14 protein-coding genes are annotated in these 21279 nt (G+C 42.5%); 9 read left to right on the top strand and 5 right to left on the bottom strand.

Annotated features, from left to right (window positions below; all coding sequences use genetic code 11):
* Nucleotide 1 precedes the first annotated feature (1 nt).
* The 7 genes from D2V05_RS18375 (at nucleotide 2) to hisS (ending at nucleotide 13586) form a co-directional block, all read left to right on the top strand.
* Nucleotides 2–331: a hypothetical protein gene (locus tag D2V05_RS18375; protein WP_119648990.1), complete on the top strand. Its 330-nt coding sequence runs from the start codon at nucleotides 2–4 to the stop codon at nucleotides 329–331.
* A 73-nt stretch (nucleotides 332–404) separates the two neighbouring features.
* Nucleotides 405–710 (top strand): hypothetical protein, encoded by a 306-nt coding sequence (locus tag D2V05_RS18370; RefSeq protein WP_119648988.1) that lies wholly within the window; start codon nucleotides 405–407, stop codon nucleotides 708–710.
* A 405-nt stretch (nucleotides 711–1115) separates the two neighbouring features.
* A complete protein-coding gene (locus D2V05_RS18365; RefSeq protein WP_147378310.1) occupies nucleotides 1116–5924 on the top strand; it encodes a hypothetical protein in 4809 nt (1602 codons plus the stop codon).
* A complete protein-coding gene (locus D2V05_RS18360) occupies nucleotides 5908–8016 on the top strand; it encodes a fibronectin type III domain-containing protein (protein WP_119648984.1) in 2109 nt (702 codons plus the stop codon). The genes D2V05_RS18365 and D2V05_RS18360 overlap by 17 nt, the downstream gene beginning before the upstream one ends.
* 302 nt (nucleotides 8017–8318) lie before the next feature.
* On the top strand, nucleotides 8319–11498 hold the full coding sequence (locus tag D2V05_RS18355; protein ID WP_183114862.1) for a T9SS type A sorting domain-containing protein: 3180 nt from the start codon (nucleotides 8319–8321) through the stop codon (nucleotides 11496–11498).
* Nucleotides 11499–11561: 63 nt separating this feature from the next.
* On the top strand, nucleotides 11562–12032 hold the full coding sequence (locus D2V05_RS18350) for a DUF6495 family protein (RefSeq protein ID WP_119648980.1): 471 nt from the start codon (nucleotides 11562–11564) through the stop codon (nucleotides 12030–12032).
* Between the two features lie 165 nt (nucleotides 12033–12197).
* Nucleotides 12198–13586, top strand: a complete 1389-nt coding sequence (gene hisS / locus D2V05_RS18345) for a histidine--tRNA ligase (RefSeq protein ID WP_119648978.1) — start codon at nucleotides 12198–12200, stop codon at nucleotides 13584–13586.
* Here hisS and D2V05_RS18340 read toward each other — a convergent pair.
* Both D2V05_RS18340 and D2V05_RS18335 read right to left on the bottom strand, forming a co-directional pair.
* Nucleotides 13570–14118, bottom strand: a complete 549-nt coding sequence (locus D2V05_RS18340) for an NUDIX hydrolase (protein WP_119648976.1) — start codon at nucleotides 14116–14118, stop codon at nucleotides 13570–13572. The genes hisS and D2V05_RS18340 overlap by 17 nt on opposite strands.
* Nucleotides 14119–14400: 282 nt before the next feature.
* Nucleotides 14401–15489: a M42 family metallopeptidase gene (locus tag D2V05_RS18335; RefSeq protein ID WP_119648974.1), complete on the bottom strand. Its 1089-nt coding sequence runs from the start codon at nucleotides 15487–15489 to the stop codon at nucleotides 14401–14403.
* 102 nt (nucleotides 15490–15591) lie between these two features.
* Here D2V05_RS18335 and D2V05_RS18330 point away from each other — a divergent pair, with 102 nt between their 5' ends.
* Nucleotides 15592–16296, top strand: coding sequence for a DUF4294 domain-containing protein (locus D2V05_RS18330; protein ID WP_119649401.1), 705 nt, complete (start codon nucleotides 15592–15594; stop codon nucleotides 16294–16296).
* On the opposite strand, the gene D2V05_RS18325 is transcribed toward D2V05_RS18330, so the two are convergent.
* Nucleotides 16293–16529: a DUF6095 family protein gene (locus tag D2V05_RS18325; RefSeq protein ID WP_119648972.1), complete on the bottom strand. Its 237-nt coding sequence runs from the start codon at nucleotides 16527–16529 to the stop codon at nucleotides 16293–16295. The genes D2V05_RS18330 and D2V05_RS18325 overlap by 4 nt on opposite strands.
* A 56-nt stretch (nucleotides 16530–16585) precedes the next feature.
* Here D2V05_RS18325 and D2V05_RS18320 point away from each other — a divergent pair, with 56 nt between their 5' ends.
* Nucleotides 16586–17908 (top strand): GntP family permease, encoded by a 1323-nt coding sequence (locus D2V05_RS18320; RefSeq protein WP_119648970.1) that lies wholly within the window; start codon nucleotides 16586–16588, stop codon nucleotides 17906–17908.
* Between the two features lies 1 nt (nucleotide 17909).
* Here D2V05_RS18320 and D2V05_RS18315 read toward each other — a convergent pair whose 3' ends face one another.
* Together D2V05_RS18315 and D2V05_RS18310 are read right to left on the bottom strand one after the other, a co-directional pair.
* Nucleotides 17910–18803, bottom strand: a complete 894-nt coding sequence (locus tag D2V05_RS18315) for a DUF4249 family protein (RefSeq protein WP_119648968.1) — start codon at nucleotides 18801–18803, stop codon at nucleotides 17910–17912.
* Between the two features lie 4 nt (nucleotides 18804–18807).
* Complete coding sequence (locus D2V05_RS18310) at nucleotides 18808–21207, bottom strand: TonB-dependent receptor (RefSeq protein ID WP_119648966.1); 2400 nt, start codon at nucleotides 21205–21207, stop codon at nucleotides 18808–18810.
* Between the last annotated feature and the right edge of the window lie 72 nt (nucleotides 21208–21279).

Raw genomic sequence — 21279 nt, 5'->3', positions numbered from 1 at the left:
CATGAACAACACTATTGATTATTTAAAAAGTATGCTCCATTGTTTTATTGATGAATTTTATTCAGAAGGAGTAAAAAATGTCAGAAAAGATTTAAATCAAAATCAATCTTATAAAGACAATTGGTCTGAAATTGTAAGGATAGTACTTAACAAGGAGTTAAAAGATGGGCAAGCTTTAGATTTGATTCATAACACAGCCAATTTGCCTTTATATGAAAATAGTGATGAGGAAGCTTATAGATGGCTTAGTTTAATGCTCATCAATGTTTCTGGGTCGGATGATGATTTAATATTGGATTATAAGGATGTTTTTAAGCCAAATGAGGGTTGATTCTCAAAAAGACCTTAACAAGTCAAGTCCTAACTGATATCTAATGGTTAGTGCTTATCGCATATGAATAAAAATGAAAGAAGAAGCTGAATTTAAATTAAAAAGTATCCTTGGAGAATTTTTTAGGGATAGCTTTTATAAAGAAGCCATTATAAATCTAAGGAAATCATTGGCAGAAAGAAATGATTATCAAAGATGGGAGAAAGTCATTAGGTTAATTATCAATAGGGAATTAGAGGCAGGAAAGCCACTGTCATTTGTACACAATACGGCAAACCTCCCATTAGACGAGAACTCTGATGAAGAAGCGTATAAATGGTTAACCCTAATGCTTATTAATTCAATGGGAGCGGAAGATTCTCCAGTAATTGAATATTAAACTAAATGAAACTATTAAAATAAATAGTATCCTTTTACTATTGTCAATACTGAAACTTAGCTTCATTCCATGGGACAATCAAGGTCGACCCCGCTTGTGTGAGTCTCTAGGCTGGTGCCGATGCGGATGGGGGGTTGTGCATGGATTGGCAAAAAGTAAGCGTTTGCGTACAGTTAGGTTTGATCTCAGCTACTGGAGTGGATTTGCTGTGCCAAGGCTATTGATTCCTTTCTCACAATGCCCCGTTCTTTCTATAAAGCAATCCCATCCGTCAAGTCATATGGCGTATCCATCAATTCAAACCCTATAGTTGTTCCTGTAATATGTTACTTACGCCTATCCGCTTGTCCCCAAGGACAAAAAGCCTAAGGAGTCATAAATCCAAAGCGGTAATGGCAATACTATATGAAGACTAATCATCTCCTTTTTCCATTTATATTATGGTGCATACCCATGTTGGCCATTTCTGGACCAACTGACTCGATCAGCAAAGGGAAACAGGCCAAGATTTCTAATAGAGAGTATAAGTATTCAGTCGTGCAGCAAGGTCAAGACCTTTCCCCTTTGTTAGAACGGTGGCAAAAAAAGACCTTTGAAAAACCAGAAGGTGTAACAAAATTTAGGGCTTTTCCCGAACTGGAAGGTAACGAAGAGGGCATGTTCTATACTCCTTTGGACAATTTGGCGGAGTTTACTCCCGAATATGTGGCCAAACAAATGGAGGCCGATGAGGACACCCAAAAAGTTTTGGATGCTGCCAAAAAGGTTTTTGATATCATTGAACAGGAACAGCGGTTTATACAGATAATCGGAGGGCAGCAACCGGTTGAACTACCCGTAGGATTAAAACAGGACATTACTGCCAATTCATCCATTACGTTGGGTATTTTCCGGATGGAGTATCACCCGGATTATACATTGGTGGATCTTTTTGCCAAGGTGGTACTCGCGGAGCTCAATACGGAACTCATGTTCAGTGCCAGTAATGTTCCCATTTCCAAAAGCGGTGGAATTTATGAAGATGCCCGGCTCAACCTTTTGAACAATGTGCCAGTGGGGATGGGAGGGGGCCAGTGGCTCCTTACCTTTTTAGGGGGATATGGTCAAAATGGAATCGCAGATGACCAAACTTATATCACCATAAATTGCGAAGGCAGGGTAAAGGAAATTTCCATCAGTGCCGATGTACGCATAGCCAAAACAGTGGCTGTACCGATTAATGATAGTGGAGAGGTAAAATTCCCGGACAAGACCGAATCAGGAAGCGGAGAAAAAGCAATAGGAAATGACAGCTACGTAGGAGCTGGATTTTCCATAAAAACCTCAAATATTAACGACTTACTGATCCAGCTAGATTTGCCTCCCTTTGAGTTAAAAGCATTGCCAAAGTGGGGATTTAAATTGGAAAATGCGGTTTTGGACCTCAGCGATACGGCCAATTCACAAAATGTAGTTTTTCCGGCACTTTATACGGCACAGAATCTTTTGGTTCCTGGTAATGAAACCCTGTGGCGTGGTTTTTTTGCCGAAAATGTCCAAATCTTCCTGCCTCCAGAGTTTAAAAAGAGAGCATCTGCGGAGCGGGTGGTTATTGGCGCCCATAACCTGTTGCTGGACAATTTTGGTGTATCTGGTGATTTTTTTGCCACAAACATCATGGGACTGGACGAAGGGGACGCAAACAAATGGCAATTTTCTTTGGATTCCCTGGGAATTGACCTAAAGGTCAACCGGTTCATGAAAGCAGGTTTCAAAGGTGAAATAGTGTTACCCATAAGCGATTCGAAATCCTCTGGTGGTAAGTTGGGCTATAGCGGCATCATTACTTCCGACCAAAACTACTATGTTCAGGTGAATGTAGAGGAAGATGTGGATTTCAATATATTTAATTCAAAGGCAAGGCTTTTTCAAGAATCCTATATAAAATTGGAGGTGGAGGACGGGCACTTTTACCCCGAGGCCAATTTGTCGGGTATCATGTCCTTTAATCAGAAGCAAGAAAATCAATTATCCGGTTCTGATGATGAAGGGATATTGAGATTTTCAGGGCTTAAATTCCAAGACCTTCATATACAGACAAAACAAGCCCCTTATCTGTCCATTGCATATGCAGGTTATCTGGATTCCATTGCTGCTCCTGAATTGGCTGGTTTTCAATTAGGAATATATGATGTTTCCTTGACCACTATTGGGAATGATGAAGCCAAATTGTCATTGAACAGTTACATTAACCTCGATGAATCAGGGATTCATGGTGATGTTGGACTGCATATCATCGGTACATTGGAGGAAGGGGATTATTTGAAATGGCACTATAAATCAACAGAGGTAAGTACCGTACAGATTGATGTAAAAAGGAAGGGGTTCGAATTTAATGGTCAGTTGGAGTTTTTCAGGGAAAATCCTATATACGGAAAAGGCTTCTCAGGAAACCTGAGCCTGTATTCGGAGAGTTTGGGTATACAGATAGGAGCAAAAGGTATTTTTGGAGCTACCGAGGGCTACAGATATTGGTATGTTGATGCCCATGGAAGGCCTACCAGTTCAGAAAATCCCAATTTCACCATATATGATCTGGGGGGAGGAGTGTACCATCACATGCGTAGGGCCGGAATGGATGATGGAGGAGATTCTATGTCAGGAATAAAGTATGTGCCTGACGATAATAAAGGTCTTGGATTTAAGGCACTCGCCGCATTTGAGATAAAAAAAGGAGCATCCTTTACAGGATTGACGGCCATAGAAATGAGTTTTAACTCCAATGCCAACGGAGGGGGTATAAGTCGATTGGGTTTTTATGGAGCGGCCGCACTGATCCAAGGAGGTGGAAAGACCCGAGATCCCTTTGGTTCGGTGGATGACATGCAACAGCAGGTACTGGATAAGGAGCTTGGCCTGAACAATTTCAATGAGCTTTCCATTGACAAGGAAGGGATTAAATATTTTGCGGATAATGTATTTCCCCAAATTTTAACGGGTGAGGAGTTGTTCGCGGCCCAGGTAGCCATAGATTTTGACTTTACCAATCGGATCTATTGGGGCATGTTCGATGTTTTCCTGAATGCAGGGATCATAAAAGGTGAGGGAGAAAAGAACAGGTTGGGGTATCTGGAATTTTATAATGCCCCGGATGATTGGTACATCTATGTGGGTACACCCACAAAGCGATTTGGGTTGAGGGATATTCCCATAGGAGCTTTTAAGGCACGGATCAACATGTATTTCATGACCGGTACCATTTTGCCAGATCCTGCGCTTCCACCCCAAAATGTTATTGATATTTTAAACTTGAAAGGGGATGAACTCCTTTTTGGCAGGAATTTTAATCAAGAATTGGCCGAAGGCGCAGGTTATGCCTTTGGGGCAAAATTTGAAATAGGAAAGGACTTTGATTGGGGCATTGTCTATGCCAGTGTAAGTGCGGGGGTAGGTTTTGACCTTATGATGCGGGATTTTGGGGAGGCACATTGTTTGGGAAGTTCCGATCAATTGGGCATGGATGGTTGGTATGCAACAGGGCAATTATATGCCTATCTGCAAGGAGAGATCGGAGCACAGATCAAGCTCTTCGGGATGCGAAAACGGGTGAAAATATTGGAAGCCGGATTGGCGGTTCTGGCACAGGCACAATTGCCCAATCCATGGTATATAAGGGGCTATGCGGGAGTGGATGTTAGGGTTTTGGGACTGGTACGCATTAGGACCCGGTTAAAGGTAACCATAGGGGACGAATGCGAGATTGTAGGCAAGTCCGGTATTCAGGATATTGCCATTATATCTGATATTTTGCCTGGTGACGGCTATACCGATGTGGATGTTTTTGATGCCGTGCAGGTTGCATTCAATGCCCCAATGGAAAGTGAACTCAGCATTCAGGATGAGGAAGGCTGGAAAACCTACAGGGTGCATTTGGATGAATTTGCTGTGACCACTGATGGCGATTCCATTGAAGGTGATTACGAGTTCAGTCCAGAACAGGATTTGCTGATTTTCAAATCCTTCGAAATCCTCCCACCAGAAAAAGAAATTGAGGTAAAAGTGAAAATCGGCTTTCAACAGAAGATCAATAATGGCTGGATTACCGTAAGGGAAGAAGGAAATCCGGTATTTGAGGAAAAGGAAATTGTTTTTACCACGGGAAAGGCACCAACCCATATTCCTAGAAACAATATTGAATATATGTACCCAGTGATCGATCAAGCCTATATGTTCCCTAAAGAGAGTAATAGTGGATATGTGCAATTGCATTCTGGGCAGGAATACTTATTCGGGAACGGATATAGTGACGAACTTTATTTTTTAACAGGATCTGGAGAAAGGATAAAAGCGAATTTCACTTATGATGCTTCCAAAAAAAGATTGGAATTCACAATTCCAGATTTGGAAAACCAAACAACATACACCTATGCACTGGTCACGTTAAAGCCCAATGATGTGGATGAATCATTGGTCATGACCCAAGCAGAGTTCAACGAAGTGTCTGATGATTTGGAAATCTCTACCAATACCATTGTAGCTAGTGCCAAGAACGGGGCATTTGTAAGCCGATTGGACTTTCAGTTTACCACCAGTCAGTTCAATACATTCAAACAGAAGATGAAGTCTTTAAGAATAAAAAATTCTACTACTACTTTGGATGGTGGTTCTGGAAGTGATGCCGGTATCCCCAATGTTGCCAGGATTAATTTGGTGTTGGAGGATTACGAGCCTTTTGGCATTAACGATTTGATAGGAAGCCAATTCACAGATGATAAGCCGATCATCAATGCAGAATCCCTCCCCACCGACAACTATTTCAAGGAGGAGATATACACCCTATTGTATCAGGAATATCCATTGGATGGCAATATAAGGGTCAATAGGGACGTGAATATGTGGGGAGTTCCGCCGGTAGGTCCCATCAAGGCAAGTAATACCTATGTTGCTTACACCCAAGACCATGTTTCTCCGGATTACCTCAGAAGACATTTCCCATATCTATGGACAATGCCAATAGCCTATTATTCCGATTACAGTAACCTTCGTTTGAAGATCAGCAAACGTTATACCATGCCCTATATCTGGAATCAAGCCAAATACATAAAATATGATTATATCATTTGGGGCACTTTTCCTTTTATCAAGAGAGAAAAATATAAGGTGAGATTCAAATATGTTCTCCCCGGTAAAACCTCTGGAAACAGCGAAGTGATTCAGTATGAAAATACATTTTAGACACTGTTCCATTTCAAAACAACTGGTTTCACTGTTGGTGCTCTTGGTTTTTCTACCGGGTCGTGGGCAGGATAGTATTTCACAACAAGAACGGCCCTCAAAGTTGATATTGAGGCATTGGGTGGATGAAGATGGGGTTTCACTGAGATGGGGTGTTTCCGATAAAATATTGTGGAAATCAGGAATTGAAAATGGATACATCGTTGAACGGCATACCCTGGAAAGGGACGGTGTCCCAATTTTAGATTCGGAAGTGGAAGTATTGACAGGGGAACCCATCAAGCCAATACCATTATTGGAATGGGAAACCCTAGTGCAAAGCAACGATATGGCAGCAGTGGCAGCACAAGCCATTTATGGGGATAGTTTCACAGTGAATAGAGACGGAAAGGACCATTTGATGAGGGTGGTCAACGAAAGCTCGGAATTAGATCAGCGCTTTGCCTTTTCCATGTTTGCCGTAGATCAAGATTTTGAAGTGGCCCAATATGCAGGTATGGGTTTTAGGGATACAAAGGTCAAAAAGAACGAAAAATATCTGTATAACTTAAGACTCGCTCAAGAACCGGAAGGGTTTTCTAATGGCAGTACCATAGCACTTGTAGATCCAACAGTGCTTGGAGCTTTACCCAAACCCTATGATTTTGCGGCATACTACTATAACAATGCCTTTGTACTGATTTGGGAATATGATGCCCTTTTGGAATATTATGCCAGTTATGATTTAGAACGATCAACTGATGGTATAAATTTCAAGAGAGTTAACAATGCCCCTATTACCAAATTAGCGGTAACCAAGGTATCGGGGATTTCTTTTACGGACAGTATTCCTGAATATGGTGAAAAATATTGGTATCGTATAAGGGGGAAGAATTTGTTCAATAGGATTGGGCCGGTTTCCGATACTGTTTCAGTAAAGGCTTTTAAAGAGTTGTTGGTCGGTCCTGAAATTACCGAAAGTGAGATTATTTCTGACAAAAAAGCGATTATCCGTTGGACCTTCCCAGATGATGAAAGTTGGAAGTTGACAGGTTTTGAAGTACTTCGTTCCGATAGGGCCATCGGTCCGTTCACTGAATTGAGCGAACCTCTTGAAAAAACGACTAAAAGTTTTGAGTATAACGATTTAAAACCCATCAATTATTTTAAGATCAGGGCATTTGGGAGAGCGGGGGATTATCAAGATTCCTCACCAGTCATGATCCAACCAGTGGATTCTATTCCACCGGAGAAGCCGACAGGACTTACAGGAACCATTGATACTACTGGGGTGGTACATCTCAATTGGAATCCGAACAGTGAACAGGATCTTAAAGGATATACCGTTTTAAGGTCCAATTCGCCTAAGCAGGAATTCACCAGGCTCACTAAAAAGGAATGGAAAGGCACAGAGTTTCAGGATTCGGTAAATCTGAAAACGTTTAACCGGTTTGTGTTTTATAGGATAATGGCCTCGGATTTAAGATATAATGAATCCTTGCCCTCTGATACTTTGAGGTTATCTCTGCCCAGTAAAATTCCGCCCACCAGTCCAGTTTTTAAGGAATATGAGCAATTGGGGGATACCATACACCTAGTATGGACACCAAGCTCTTCTGCTGGATTGACCAAACAAGTTATCTATAGGAAGATTGCCAATACTGGGCAAAAATCATGGGAAAGCATTTTCGAAACTACCGATGTTTCCTTAAATGAGTTTAAGGATGTAAATACCCAACCCAATACAAAGTATCAATACACTTTGGTTTCAACAGGTCAAAATGGACTGGAGAGCAACCCTTCCCCGGCATTGTCGATAATTACACCAAAAAAATTACAGCAACCCCAGATAAAGGCATTGTATGCCCAAGTAGATCGAGAGCAAAAAAGCATTCGGTTGAGTTGGAAGCACAAACAACCTGGTGTTCTGGAATTCCAACTTTTTAAAAAGACTGAGGAAGGATCGTTTACCCTGTTTAAAACTCTTCCATCAGAAATTGACCAATTTTTGGATCAAAATCTAATACCCAATACCCGATATAGCTACGGCATGAAAGCCATTTTTAAAAATGGTGCTACTAGTGCATGGAATGAAATTGATGTAAACTACTGAATATGACAAAAAGAATTCTCATTTTCCTAGGTTATCTATTTTTCACAGGATTGGTTTTTTCCCAGCAGAATGCGGTGTACACAATTAGTGCGTACTATTCATACTACCATCAAGTAGATGGGAACACGACAACCGCAGGTAGTTCTGCTTATGTAGCTTTAAATAATGGGCAAGGTAATTATATAGGGGAAACATATATTACTAGTGAGGAAAATTTGGATTTAACCTATTATAGATATCGCTCATATAGTTTTGTGGCTGTAAATCCGGCAAACTCTACTAATTATTGTAATGAAAATGTAATGAGCTATACAGATGAATTCTTGAATCAAATGGTTCCTTATTGTGATGCCAGAATCGATCTTCAGGATAGGTCTGTATCTCTTGGGAAAACTGTAGAATATGGGAATAAAAACAATGTGGAACTGCTAGGAACGTACTCAGCTTTGAATTGTTACGCTAAAAGTTGGTTGTTGCCTTACGAACCAGATAGCGAAATCCCTATAGGATATTGCGATTATATATTTGAGAGGGATGGATTTCAAATAGAGGGAGGCCAATGGGAGTATTTGGTGAATCAAGAAAATGTGGATGATGAGTGGAAACCCATAGAAGATGATCAAATTAAAAGCCTTTTCCCACTAAAAATAACAGCAGAGGAATTGGATGAATCGATACAAGAGGATTTGAAAAGCTTAGGTAGTATAATGCTTAGATTTAGATTAACTGCTCAAGGTTCGGGGCAATCAAATAGATTTAAGCAAGGCATGAACGATTCAGGCATTTTAAATTCTCTTTCCTCCCCACAACATAGACTCATTGGTCCTTTTACTGTAGATGTCAGTCCATGTATCCCTGTTTTGGATCCTTTGGTCAACCCGAATCCAGCACCCATCAGCCCTACGTGTAATGGCGGGCAAGATGGCGGTTTCAAGATTACATTTGATCAAGAATTAGGTGATGATGAAAAAATGCAAATTATTGTTTATAAAAAAACAGGACCTAATCAATATGCACAAGATCAAGAGGATTCAAACAAGGATTTGAAAACTATTGATTTTAACGGGAAAACTTACATATTTAAAGGAACCGCTTTAAAAGCGGGAAATTATGGGGTAAAGTGGATGGTGGGTCCTATTCAGGAAAATGCCTTTAGTGTTGTTGAAAGCGATTTTGTGGATATAACAATTATAGAGCCCTCAGCAGTTACCATTGTAAATCCAGTGATACATAATGTCACCTGCGAAGGTGTTTCCGATGGCGAAATTACTATAACCCCTTCAGGGGGAACACCGCCCTATGCCTATGATTGGAAAAAGAACGGCAACTCATTTCCGTTACCTCAAGGGTCTACCAATACCCATTTGGTGAATTTACAGGAAGGAGCATATTCTGTGTTCATTACCGATGCCCATAATTGTGGATCTGAAGTACTCGAATTTTTGGTGGATGCCACCTATTCAAGCCCTAAGTTGGACTCCTACCAAGTTTTTCAACCTGGAACATCTCCCAATTACCTGCCAACAGGCTCCATTTTAATCGGAAATATTATTGATGGTAGTGGAGACTATACGTTACATTGGAAAAAGGATGGATTGGATTTTCAGCCGCAAAATCCCATGAACCCGAGCGGATTGGAATCCGGAACCTATACTTTGACCATTGAGGATAACGTTCAGGGCTGTTTTTCTGAAGAGTATGCGGTAATAATTATAGAACTGGATCCTTTGACTATAGAGTTCACGGAAACCATGGGAATTACCTGTGAAGGGGATATGGGTATTCTCAAAGCACAGGGAGTTGGTGGTACTAATTCATATGCCTACTTGTGGTCAACTGGAGAACAAACACAATCCATCAACGTGGGTCAGGGCCTATATTCTGTAACCGTAACAGACACGGGGGATGAAAGTCTGGAGGCTTTCTATGAATTCAATTATGCAAACCCACTTCTTACCGTTGTGGAAAACAAAACCAATGTCATCTGTAAGGGAGAGGCAACCGGTTCCATTGGACTGGAAATTTCAGGAGGTACAGGTGGTCCTTATTCGGTGACCTGGTTGGATGCCCCAATTGAAGGCCCTTTGCGAACAGATCTTCCTGCGGGGAATTATGTGTATTTTGTTTCAGACGAAAATTGCCAAATATCCAATGAAGGTGTCGGTATTACTATTGCGGAACCAGAAGCATTCTTTACGGTTTCCAAAGTTTCCCAATCCAATATTTCCTTAAATGGGGAGAGCGACGGGACATCCAGTATTTCACTTGAGCACGGCACTTCACCTTACATTTTTGAATGGTCTAAAAATGATGAGCCATTCCAGCCCTCAGAGGAATCTACTGAAACAAATTTGGTGGGCCTTGAAGTTGGTTCTTATCAAGTTATGGTAACCGATGCCAACGGTTGTAATGCAACTTTGGAACAACCTATAATCATTACGGAGCCAGACCCATTGGCTATTGTCGATATGATAGCAACCCCGGTAAACTGCAAGGGAGATAATACTGGAACCATTACCGCCATGGTAACAGGCATCCCACCTTTTACGTATCACTGGGTCAAGCAAGGCGATGTAAGTTTTTCAGCTTCAAATCAAAAAACCATATCTGATCTTTCCAGCGGCACTTATATTCTTTTCTTAAAGGATGCCTCGGTTGTACCACAAATATCAAGCTTGATTGAGATTACTGAGCCGGATAGTGCCTTGGAAGTTCAAGTAATACCCTATCCAACAACTTGTTTTACAGGAAAGAAGGGAAGTGCCCAAATTATGGCCAATGGAGGTTCAGCTCCTTATCTGTATTCCATTGATAGGGGAGTCAGTTTTCAATCGGAACCAATTTTTAACGATTTGGAATCGGGAACCTATGATATTCTTATTACTGATATGAACCAGTGCGAGTATACATCTTCAATAACCATTGGGTTGCCCGGACAGTCAAATGCAGACTTCGCCATTACCAGCAGGGCTTTTGTTGATGAATCTGTTTTGGCGGTTGATTTGAGCTATCCCGTTCCAGATCAAGTGGAGTGGGTAATCCCTGAAGAGGCTATTGTATTGAGCAAAGATGCGGACCAGTTGGAAATCGCATTTCAACAACCTGGCGAGTATGAAGTAGGAATAAAAGTGTATCGAGATGATTGTTTGTCAACAGAGACCAAAACAATTGTGATTTTGGAAAGTGATGGCACAATTCCTAAAGACCAACAAGAATCCAAAGATGACCACATAGAACATTTTGTATTATATCCCAATCCCACAAATGGCAAATTCATGGTAGATATTGTACTCAGGGAACCCAGTTCCGTTGGGTTACAGGTGTTTGGTTTGGCAAACAATACTCTAATACGCCACGAACAGGTTTTTGGATCGGATTCTTACCAAATCCCCATGGATATTTCCGGATTGCCATCAGGTCTCTATGTAGTAGTGATGGAAACACAATTTGGATATTCTCTACAGAAAGTGATCCTAAAATAGCCACAATTCAAAAGAGATGTTTTGATGGGCGTGGTTATCCACGCCCTTTTTTATTTTTGCACCATGAAATACAAAAGACTTTCTAAAGAACAATTGGAGGAACTGCACCAGGAGTTCATCAATTTTTTGGCAACACAATCCATAACCGCCGAAGAGTGGAAAACGCTCAAGACTGAAAAGCCTGAAGTGGCCGAGGAGGAAATCGATGTGTTCAGCGATTTGATTTGGGAAGGTGTACTTTCCAAAGTGGAATATCTGGAAAACATATCGGAACGGCATATGCACTTGTTTCATTTGACAGAAAAGGAAATGAAGCTACTTTCCGTAAAAGTGATGAATCCTGAAATCGACCTTCGTACCAAAGTAGGTTTTGATTGGTTCAAGCGTAATTTTCAATCGGATTTTGTGGAATACCTCACCGCGTCCAAAGCCTATGGGGAAGATAAAAACGTGGACAAGTTCGAATTGGTCAAACAAGGGGCTGTAATCACCAAAGGAGATTTGTATAAGTGGTTCGATCAGATTATGGAATGATTCAGGGGTTTAGGGTAAATGGTTTTTGGGAAAGGATGCTATTCATTAGCATATAAAAATGTCATTCCAATGGAGCGAAGCGACTGAAGAATCCCTTAACCTTTCATCCCCATGCCCTTGATCCTTTACCCAAAACCGTATATTTGCACGAGAATTTAAGATTACATGGCACAGAAACCATCCATTCCCAAGGGAACCCGTGATTTTTCACCCGCTGAGGTGTCCAAGCGTACCTATATCATCCAGATTATAAAAAAGCATTTTGAAACCTATGGTTTTCAGCCTATCGAGACACCTTCCTTTGAAAATTCGGAGACGCTCATGGGCAAGTATGGGGATGAAGGGGACCGCTTGATCTTTAAGATCTTGAATTCTGGGGATTTTATTTCCAAGGTGGATGATGTGACCTACAGCTCCAAAAATTCAGCATCGCTTACCCAAAAAATTTCTGAAAAAGCCTTGCGCTATGACCTTACCGTGCCCTTTGCCCGGTACGTGGTGATGCACCAAAACGAAATTGATTTTCCATTCAAACGCTACCAAATCCAACCCGTTTGGCGTGCCGATCGGCCACAAAAAGGCCGTTTCCGTGAGTTTTACCAATGCGATGCCGATGTGGTTGGTGCCGATTCCTTGTTGCAGGAAGTGGAATTTGTGCAGTTGTATGACGCCGTGTTCACCGATTTGGGATTGAAAGGCTGTACCATAAAGATCAATAACAGAAAAATTCTTTCAGGCATTGCCGAAGTGATCGGGGCCAAGCGCTTATTGGTCGATTTTACCGTGGCGCTGGATAAATTGGACAAGATAGGAGAGGAGAAGGTGAAGGTCGAAATGATGGAAAAGGGTATTTCCGAAGGGGCCATTGCCAAGGCCCAACCGTTGTTTGAAATGACAGGAACTGCCTCGGAACAATTGGAGCAACTCAAAACCTTGCTTGCCAATTCAGAAGTGGGTATGAGGGGTGTTTACGAATTGGAGGAAATTATTTCAACTGCAAGTACGATTGGACTGCAATCCGCTCATTTACAATTGGACGTGACGCTTGCGAGAGGTCTAAACTACTATACTGGTGCCATTTTTGAAGTTGCCGCCCCTGAAGGCGTGAGCATGGGTTCCATAGGTGGTGGTGGCCGTTATGACGACCTAACCGGCATTTTTGGCCTGCCAAATGTAAGTGGCGTGGGTATTTCTTTCGGTTTGGACCGTATCTACCTTGTTTTGGAAGAGTTAAACCTGTTTCCCGACAGTTTGGATACTTCGTTGGATGTACTATGCCTCAATTTCGGTAAAGGTGAGGGATTGGCTTCCTTGAAGTTGGTATCAACCTTAAGAAAAGCTGGCCTTCGTGCGGATTTATACCCGTCTGATGCCAAAGTGCAAAAACAGTTCAAATATGCCGATAAAAGAAATGTCCCCTATGTGATTCTATTGGGAGAGCAGGAACTAGCAGAAGGAAAATTCGTGGTCAAGAATATGAAAACGGGCGACCAAAAATCGTACGACTTGGATGCTGCCCCACAATTTGCCGAAGCTGTCAAATTCGATTTTTAATTTCCTTTACGATGTTTTTGTAATAGGTTGGGCCATGGGGCACATATTTGGCTACATTGGCCAGCCCCCAAGTTTCCTCGGCAAACTTGAAAAGGGGAATCAACGCCAAATCATCCACCTCGCTGTCCTGTTTGATCAAAGCACCAAGCGGAATCTTCAACTCGCATAGGAAAATATGGTGGAGTTCGGCATCGATGAAATCTTCAGATATTTTATGGACTGCTTTAAAGGTGCCAATGGGTTCCAAATCCTTTTGGGTAATGTGCAGTCCCACTTCCTCTTCCACTTCGCGTACCGCAGCCAAGGAAATGTTTTCACCAGCAGCCACATGCCCAGCTACTGAAACGTCCCACAACAAAGGGTGGGTGTCTTTGTGTTTTCCCCGTTGTTGGATCAGTACCCGACCATCCTTGGTATACAGCCATACATGGATGGTGGGATGGAGTAGCCCTTTTCGATGCGCTTCGGATTTTAAACAGGACTGTCCCGTTGGGTTGCCCTGTTCGTCCAAAATGTCTACATATTCATCCATACCCCTAAAGATAAGAAATTGTCATACGGAGGGGAGGTAAAATGTTTTAAATGAACAGGCCAACATGTCAATTCGAGTGATTTTTCAGAATGAAAAAAAGATAAATTGTATCGAGAATTAGATTCCGAGTAGAGGAAAATTGTTCTCGATACAAAATACTTTCAGCATTTCACTCGAACTGACAATTCACGTTATAAAACAGCGCAAAAATGTCATTCTGAAGGAGCTTTGCGACTGAAGAATCTAATCTAATCTAAGATTCTTCGCTTCAAATAACATCAGTTAATCAAAATAGCTGAACGTTTCTCCCTCTTTTATGGTCAACAAAGTTTCATAGATTAGGCGAATCACATTTTCCACGTCGTCCTTGTGTACCGTTTCCACCGTGGTATGCATATAGCGCAAGGGAAGGGAAATCAAAGCTGAGGCCACCCCACCATTACTGTAGGCAAAGGCGTCGGTGTCCGTACCCGTAAATCGGGATGCGGCCAATCGTTGGAACGGTATTTTTTTGGTTTCGGCCGTTTCAATGATGCGTTCCCTTAACTTGTTCTGCACTGCAGGAGCATAGGAAACCACGGGTCCAGAACCTATCATGGTCTCGCCTTCTTTCTTTTTGTCGATCATGGGCGTGGTTGTGTCGTGGCAAACATCTGTCACAATGGCAACGTTTGGTTTGATGGTCTGCGTAATCATCTCGGCCCCGCGAAGTCCAATTTCTTCTTGTACAGAATTGGTCACATAGAGCCCAAAAGGCAGTTTTTGCTTGTTCTCGTGTAGTAATCGGGCCACTTCGGCAATCATGAATCCGCCAACACGGTTGTCCAAGGCACGACAAACAAACTTGTCCTTGTTCAAGATATGAAACTGATCAGGGTAAGTGATTACACAGCCTACATGTACGCCCATTTTTTCTACTTCCGCCTTGTCTTTGGCACCGATGTCGATAAAGATGTTCTCCAATTTTGGCGGCTCCTCCTTGGCACGGTCACGGGTATGGATGGCCGGCCATCCGAAAACCCCTTTCACCACCCCATTTTTGGTATGGATGTCTACCCATTTGGATGGTGCTATCTGATGGTCGCTCCCTCCGTTGCGGATAACGTAAAGCAGTCCATTGTCAGTGATATAATTGACGTACCAGGAAATTTCATCTGAATGTCCCTCGATTACAACTTTGTATTTTGCCTTTGGATTGATGACGGCTACCGCGGTACCGTAGGTATCCGTGATAAATTCGTCCACATAGGGTTTTAGGTAGTCCATCCAAATTTTTTGACCCTCCCATTCATAACCGGTAGGTGATGGGTTGTTCAAGTATTTTTCTAGAAATTCTAGGGACTTTTTATTGATGATCTTTGCTGATGCCATACGTCTGATTTAGTACACAAACATAAGAATATTCACTTTTATTTAATAGCCAAATCATACCTTTATATGTAATTTTGGCAGGACTTTTGACAAATGAACCGCATGTTTCGTAGTGCTATTTTAGGTGTCTTCCTTATGATTTGGTCCCTTGGATTTTCGCAAGAGACCGAAAGGGATTCTATTTTGTTTCCGAAGGATACCGTGGAGGATTACTACGTTCGGTTCGAAGGGGATTCCATTTTATTGAGTTCCATTGAACTGGATGAAGTCTACATTTTTGGCAAGTTGGAATTTGCCGACAAGAATGAACGTCTTCGGTATTTGATCCTTCGCAGAAAGACCCTGAAAGTATACCCGTATGCAAAAATGGCCGCTGAGCGTTTGGTGGAACTGAACGATAGTTTGCAACATATCACTAAGAAACGCCATCAAAAAAAATACACCAAAAAGGTCCAGAAGTACATAGAGGAGGAGTTTTCGGGAGAACTTAAAAAATTAACCCGTACCGAAGGACAGATTTTGGTGAAATTGATTCATAGACAAACAGGGGAGACGGCATTTGACTTGGTGAAGGAATTGCGGAGCGGGTGGCGCGCCTTTTGGTACAATACCACCGCCAGTATGTTTAAAATCAGTTTAAAAGAGGAGTTTTTACCAGAGCAGGTACATGAGGATTATTTGATTGAGGACATCCTGCAACGTGCCTTTTCGGCGAATCAATTGGTGCGACAAAAATCCGTTTTGGACTACGATTATGCCCAGTTGACCAATAAGTGGAAAAATAAACCCCCCGCCCCCCAAAACTAGTTTTTGGTCTTTTTGCCAAAAATGGCATCCATCATAATACTTACGGAACGGAAGCCCAGATAAATGGCCAATCCGGCACATAAAATGCCCAATATCAGGACAGGGATATAAAGGAAATGATCTTCGTTTTTAAAGGCCTCGTAGATTAAAAAAGGCCCCATGAACATGGCCAATACCGTAAAACCAAATGATTTTATCCCTTTGACCAAAAGTTCCTTGTCCGTGCGCCTCATGGGACCAAAGTAGGAATATTAACTTATATTTAGAGGGTAATGCACAAAAATTAACCATGGAAATACTAGTTCTGGCAGCGGTTGTCCTCTTTATCATTTTGGCCACTGTAAAGTTTAAGATGCACCCGATATTCTCGCTCACCATTGCGGCTGTGGTATCGGGTTTTTTGTTGGGACTTTCCCCCCAAGATATCATGACTACCATTGGGGACGGTTTTGGCAAGACACTTTCAGGAATCGGTTTGGTGATTGCCTTTGGAACCGTTATTGGGATTTATCTCGAGAAAACGGGTAGCACACAGGTATTGGCCAATAGTATTTTAAAATGGATAGGGTTAAAACGATCACCACTGGCCATTAACCTTGCCGGATATGTCATTTCCATCCCCGTTTTCTGCGACTCGGGGTTCATCATCCTTTCCTCATTGAACAAGGCCATCAGTAAAAAAACGGGGATACCTGCCTTGGTTTTTGCCATCGCTTTAGCCACTGGGCTGTATTCGGCACATGTTTTTGTACCTCCAACCCCTGGTCCCTTGGCCGCTGCGGCCATTTTGGAGGCCGATTTGGGACTGGTCTTGCTCTTGGGATTATTAGTGTCGATTCCGGTTTCCCTGGCGGGTTATTTTTGGGCGAGGTATATCGGTAAATCCTTAAAAGAAGATGATGAGGTCTTGGCAGTTAAAGAAAAAACCAAAGAAACCAACTATGGCATCAAACCTATACAAGCTTTCATGCCATTATTGGCTCCCATCATATTGATTGCATTAAAATCCGTTGTCAATTACCCTACTTACCCATTGGGTAATGGTTGGGTATTCAAGATTTTGGACTTTTTCGGAAGTCCTGTAATTGCCTTGTTGATCGGGGTGTTTTTTGCTTTTTCTTTGGGTAGGAAAGTACCGTCCAAGGAGAAGGAAGGTTGGGTAGCCGAGGCATTCAAGCAAGCGGGGTCGATTGTATTGATCACGGGGGCCGGTGGTGCTTTTGGCGCCATATTGAGGACCATTGACATCGCATCCCTCATTAACTTGGAATCCAGCACTGGCATGGGAGGGTTGTTGATCGCTTTTGCCATTGCCGCCATCTTGAAGACGGCCCAAGGATCTTCTACCGTGGCCATCATAACCACATCGGCCATCATTGCCCCTCTCTTGGAAACATTTGGATTGTTGGGCATTACGGATAAGGCATTGGCCGTTTTGGCCGTTGGGGCCGGGGCCATGACGGTTTCCCACATCAACGATAGTTATTTTTGGGTAGTATCCCAATTTTCAAATATGAATGTAAAGACCGCACTTCGCGGACATACCATGGGAACCTTGATGCAGGGGATTGTTGGTATTCTAATGGTCTTACTTCTATATGTGATTCTATAGCCTATTGAATGGTGATGGTCTGGGAATATTCCTGTACCACGGCAAAATAGCCCAGGGCATAATCATTGGGCCTTTCCACATTGTCATAAATATTGATGTTGTCCAAACCCGTAACATCAAATACATTGCCTCGTACCGTAGCAATGGGAGTCTGAAAAATACCTCCGGTATCTGTAGTCTGTTCCAGAACTAGGTCCATGTAATTGTAAAACTCCTCGGTGGCCCCCAAAATGCTTACGGTAACTTCCTGACCTGGATTCAGGTTGTCGTTATAGAAATATGAGAAAGAAAATTGTTGTCCTTGAAAAAATTGATCTTCCACCGTCAAAAATTCCCCAAAATCAAAATCGAATACATAAAAGTTGTCCTCTTCCGGGTCATCAGTAAAGGTGACGATCATTTCGGTGTCATCATCCTCAAAAAGGGTACCATCGCCTTGTTCCAAATTGTCCAAAGGTACGGTGGGGGCATATTCGGTCTGCGCATAATAGTATTTTCCTTGGTAGGTAATTTCCAAAATAAAAACAATGCCCGGTTGAGCTGCTGATGTCCTGATACGCTGATCGGAGGAATAATCGGGGTCTGGAATATAGATGCCCGTTCCTGGTTCCTTTTCCGCCAAGGAAGAGAAGGCCAAGGTTTCAAAAAGGCCATCGTTCAGGGGTCTACCATAAGTAATGACAGCACTTTCCACTTGCACGGGTTGGTTTTCATCAAAATAGCTACTGGTCTCCTTCATTTTGATTTCCACATTGATGAACTCTTCGCTTTTATCGACCCGTAAAAGTCCTTCAACGATCAGTTTGGGTTCCGTTTCCGGCAGCTCAACATCGATGACATCCTCACAGGAAACACATAAGATTAACGCCAATAGATAGATGATTTCTTTTTTCATAACGCTAAAATTTAAAGTTGTAGGTTATGGATGGGATAATACCAAAAATGGAGGTGCGCAGCGCCTCGTTCCTGCCCGTATCCTCATTTTCCCTAAAATTGATGGAAGCTGCATTCTTTCTGTTATAAACATTATAGATGCTGAAAACCCATTGCGACTGTACTTTTTTCCTTGTATTACGCTTTGGGGTCAATATGGCCGAGATGTCCAGCCTATGATAGTTTGGCAATCGTTCTTTGTTTCTCTCTCCGTAATAAGGAACGGTAACTCCTTCAAACTCAAACTGACCTATGGGATAATTGGTGGGTTGCCCCGTTTGAAAGATAAAATTGGCATTGAAATTCCATTTTTCATTCAAATCATAACTGCCATAAAGGGCAAGATCATGGGTCTTATCGTAGGGTGTACTGTACCATTCTCCTAAATTGATGCCGGTTTCCAAGTTGGAGCGCCCAGTATCGAAGTCTAGGTCCCTTCCCGGGGTTCTTTGCTCCGATCGGGAGAGGGTATAGGCCAACCAGCCTTTCAATCTGCCCGCATTTTTCCTAATCAGGAATTCAAGCCCATAGGCCCGTGCCTCGCCATTCAGGATGATCTGTTCTATGGCGTTGTTGGCAATCAGGTTGGCACCGTCTATATAATCGATCCTGTTTTGGATCTCTTTGTAAAAGGCTTCGGTTTCAAAAGTAAAGTCCCCATTTTTTATGTTCCTAAAATATCCCATTGCATATTGGTCCAGTAGTTGGGGTTCCACAAAAGGGCCGCTGGGTGTCCAAACATCCAAGGGAGTAGGGGAGCTCGTGTTGGACAGTAGATGGAGGTATTGCGCCAACCGCGTATAGCTTGCCTTTACCGAATTTTTGTCGTTGAAACTGTAGGAGACGGCCACCCGGGGCTCCAGGTTCAAAAACTTTTTAAGGGTTCCTCCTTTTCCTGGATGTATGGTATCAATGGGTTCCGCTTCGCGATACACCAAGGTGAAGGGGTCAAATTCCACGGGATTATCGTTTTGATATACGTAGAATTCGTCCTGTCCCAGTCGGTTGAACTGGCTTACCCTGAGACCGTATTCGATGCTCAAATTCTCGGAGATGGTATGCTCCACATCGATATAGACGGCGTTTTCGTTAGAATATTTTTTTGTGAGTTGCTCCTCAACAATGCCTGAGTCGGGACTGTTGGGCTTAATCTTCCCCGGATTGAAAACGTAATAGGTATTGTTGATGCCGTAATTGAGTTGCAACTTATCACTGAGATAATGCTTCAAGTCGTACTTGAGGTTAAAGTTTTGGATGCCAGAATCCCATTCAAATCCCACAAAATCAAGCTCTAGGCCATAATAGTAATCCGAATAGATCAAGGAAAGATTGGAAAACAGTCTATCGGAAAACAAATGGTTCCACCTGAAGTTTCCCACCGCGTTCCCGTAGGTATTGATGAATTTTTCGTTGATGCTAAAAAGATCTCGACCAAAATATCCGGAAAGAAAAATGCTGTTGTTTTCGTTGATCTTGTGGTTGATTTTGGTGTTCAGGTCATAGAAATAGGCCTTGTTGTTCACATCGAACAAGGGGAGGAAGAGGTGGGCATACGAAGCCCGGCCGCCAACCAAAAAGGCGGTTCTGTCCTTTTGAATGGGCCCCTCCAAAAGCAATCTACTGGCCACGGCACCGATACCGCCGCTTACTTTAAAGTCCTTGCTATTCCCTTCCTTTTGAAATATTTCCAACACGGAGGATACCCGTCCACCATACCGCGCCGGAATACCTCCCTTGAACAATTTTACATCTTTGATGGCATCAGGGTTGAAGACCGAAAAGAATCCAAATAAATGGGAAGAGTTGAACACGGTGGCCTCATCCAATAAAATAAGGTTCTGGTCCGCGGCACCACCCCTTACGTTAAACCCTGAAGAAGCTTCGCCTGCACTGGTGACCCCGGGGAGCAGTAACAGTGATTTGATCACATCTGCTTCTCCAAGCACCACAGGGATTTGTTTAATGGTCTGCGCGGCAAGGGTGTTCACGCTCATTTGGGGTTTTCGAATATCGAGCCGCTCCACATCATCGGTTACTACCACTTCCTCCAATTCCTCAGCTTTTTCAACAAGGTTGAAATCTTTTTTAAGGTCACGAGCTAGACTGATGGTTTTGGAAATTTCTTGAAACCCTAAATAAGATACGGTGATACGATATTCTCCTTTGGGCAGGGTGATGGAGTAGAACCCATATTCGTTCGTTGTTGTACCTGTTTTCAGTTCCTGTACGGCAATGGTCACCCCTATTAAACTCTCATTGCTCACGGCCTCTGAAACGGTGCCGCTCAAGGTGAATTTTTGTTGGGCCTGAAGCACAAAAAAATGCCCAAACAGGGCCAGCAAAAATGCAAGATGGTGTCTGGGCATTTGATTGGTTTTTCTAAAAGTACAAATTCAGGTGCGTAAGAGAAAATCAATTCGGAAGCTTCCATCTTTTTT

Source organism: Flagellimonas pelagia (assembly GCF_003584135.1).
In the GTDB taxonomy this organism is placed as follows: domain Bacteria; phylum Bacteroidota; class Bacteroidia; order Flavobacteriales; family Flavobacteriaceae; genus Flagellimonas; species Flagellimonas pelagia.
This window is presented reverse-complemented; position numbering and strand designations above follow the sequence as displayed.

Bases quoted from the DNA above. Each gene is read 5' to 3' on its own strand.
- D2V05_RS18335 (WP_119648974.1), bottom strand. From the start codon at position 15,489: ATGGCATCAGCAAAGATCATCAATAAAAAGTCCCTAGAATTTCTAGAA.
- D2V05_RS18370 (WP_119648988.1), top strand. From the start codon at position 405: ATGAAAGAAGAAGCTGAATTTAAATTAAAAAGTATCCTTGGAGAATTT.
- D2V05_RS18310 (WP_119648966.1), bottom strand. From the start codon at position 21,207: ATGCCCAGACACCATCTTGCATTTTTGCTGGCCCTGTTTGGGCATTTT.
- D2V05_RS18320 (WP_119648970.1), top strand. From the start codon at position 16,586: ATGGAAATACTAGTTCTGGCAGCGGTTGTCCTCTTTATCATTTTGGCC.
- D2V05_RS18360 (WP_119648984.1), top strand. From the start codon at position 5,908: ATGAAAATACATTTTAGACACTGTTCCATTTCAAAACAACTGGTTTCA.
- D2V05_RS18325 (WP_119648972.1), bottom strand. From the start codon at position 16,529: ATGAGGCGCACGGACAAGGAACTTTTGGTCAAAGGGATAAAATCATTT.
- hisS (WP_119648978.1), top strand. From the start codon at position 12,198: ATGGCACAGAAACCATCCATTCCCAAGGGAACCCGTGATTTTTCACCC.
- D2V05_RS18330 (WP_119649401.1), top strand. From the start codon at position 15,592: ATGTTTCGTAGTGCTATTTTAGGTGTCTTCCTTATGATTTGGTCCCTT.
- D2V05_RS18340 (WP_119648976.1), bottom strand. From the start codon at position 14,118: ATGGATGAATATGTAGACATTTTGGACGAACAGGGCAACCCAACGGGA.
- D2V05_RS18355 (WP_183114862.1), top strand. From the start codon at position 8,319: ATGAGCTATACAGATGAATTCTTGAATCAAATGGTTCCTTATTGTGAT.
- D2V05_RS18375 (WP_119648990.1), top strand. From the start codon at position 2: ATGAACAACACTATTGATTATTTAAAAAGTATGCTCCATTGTTTTATT.
- D2V05_RS18350 (WP_119648980.1), top strand. From the start codon at position 11,562: ATGAAATACAAAAGACTTTCTAAAGAACAATTGGAGGAACTGCACCAG.
- D2V05_RS18315 (WP_119648968.1), bottom strand. From the start codon at position 18,803: ATGAAAAAAGAAATCATCTATCTATTGGCGTTAATCTTATGTGTTTCC.
- D2V05_RS18365 (WP_147378310.1), top strand. From the start codon at position 1,116: ATGAAGACTAATCATCTCCTTTTTCCATTTATATTATGGTGCATACCC.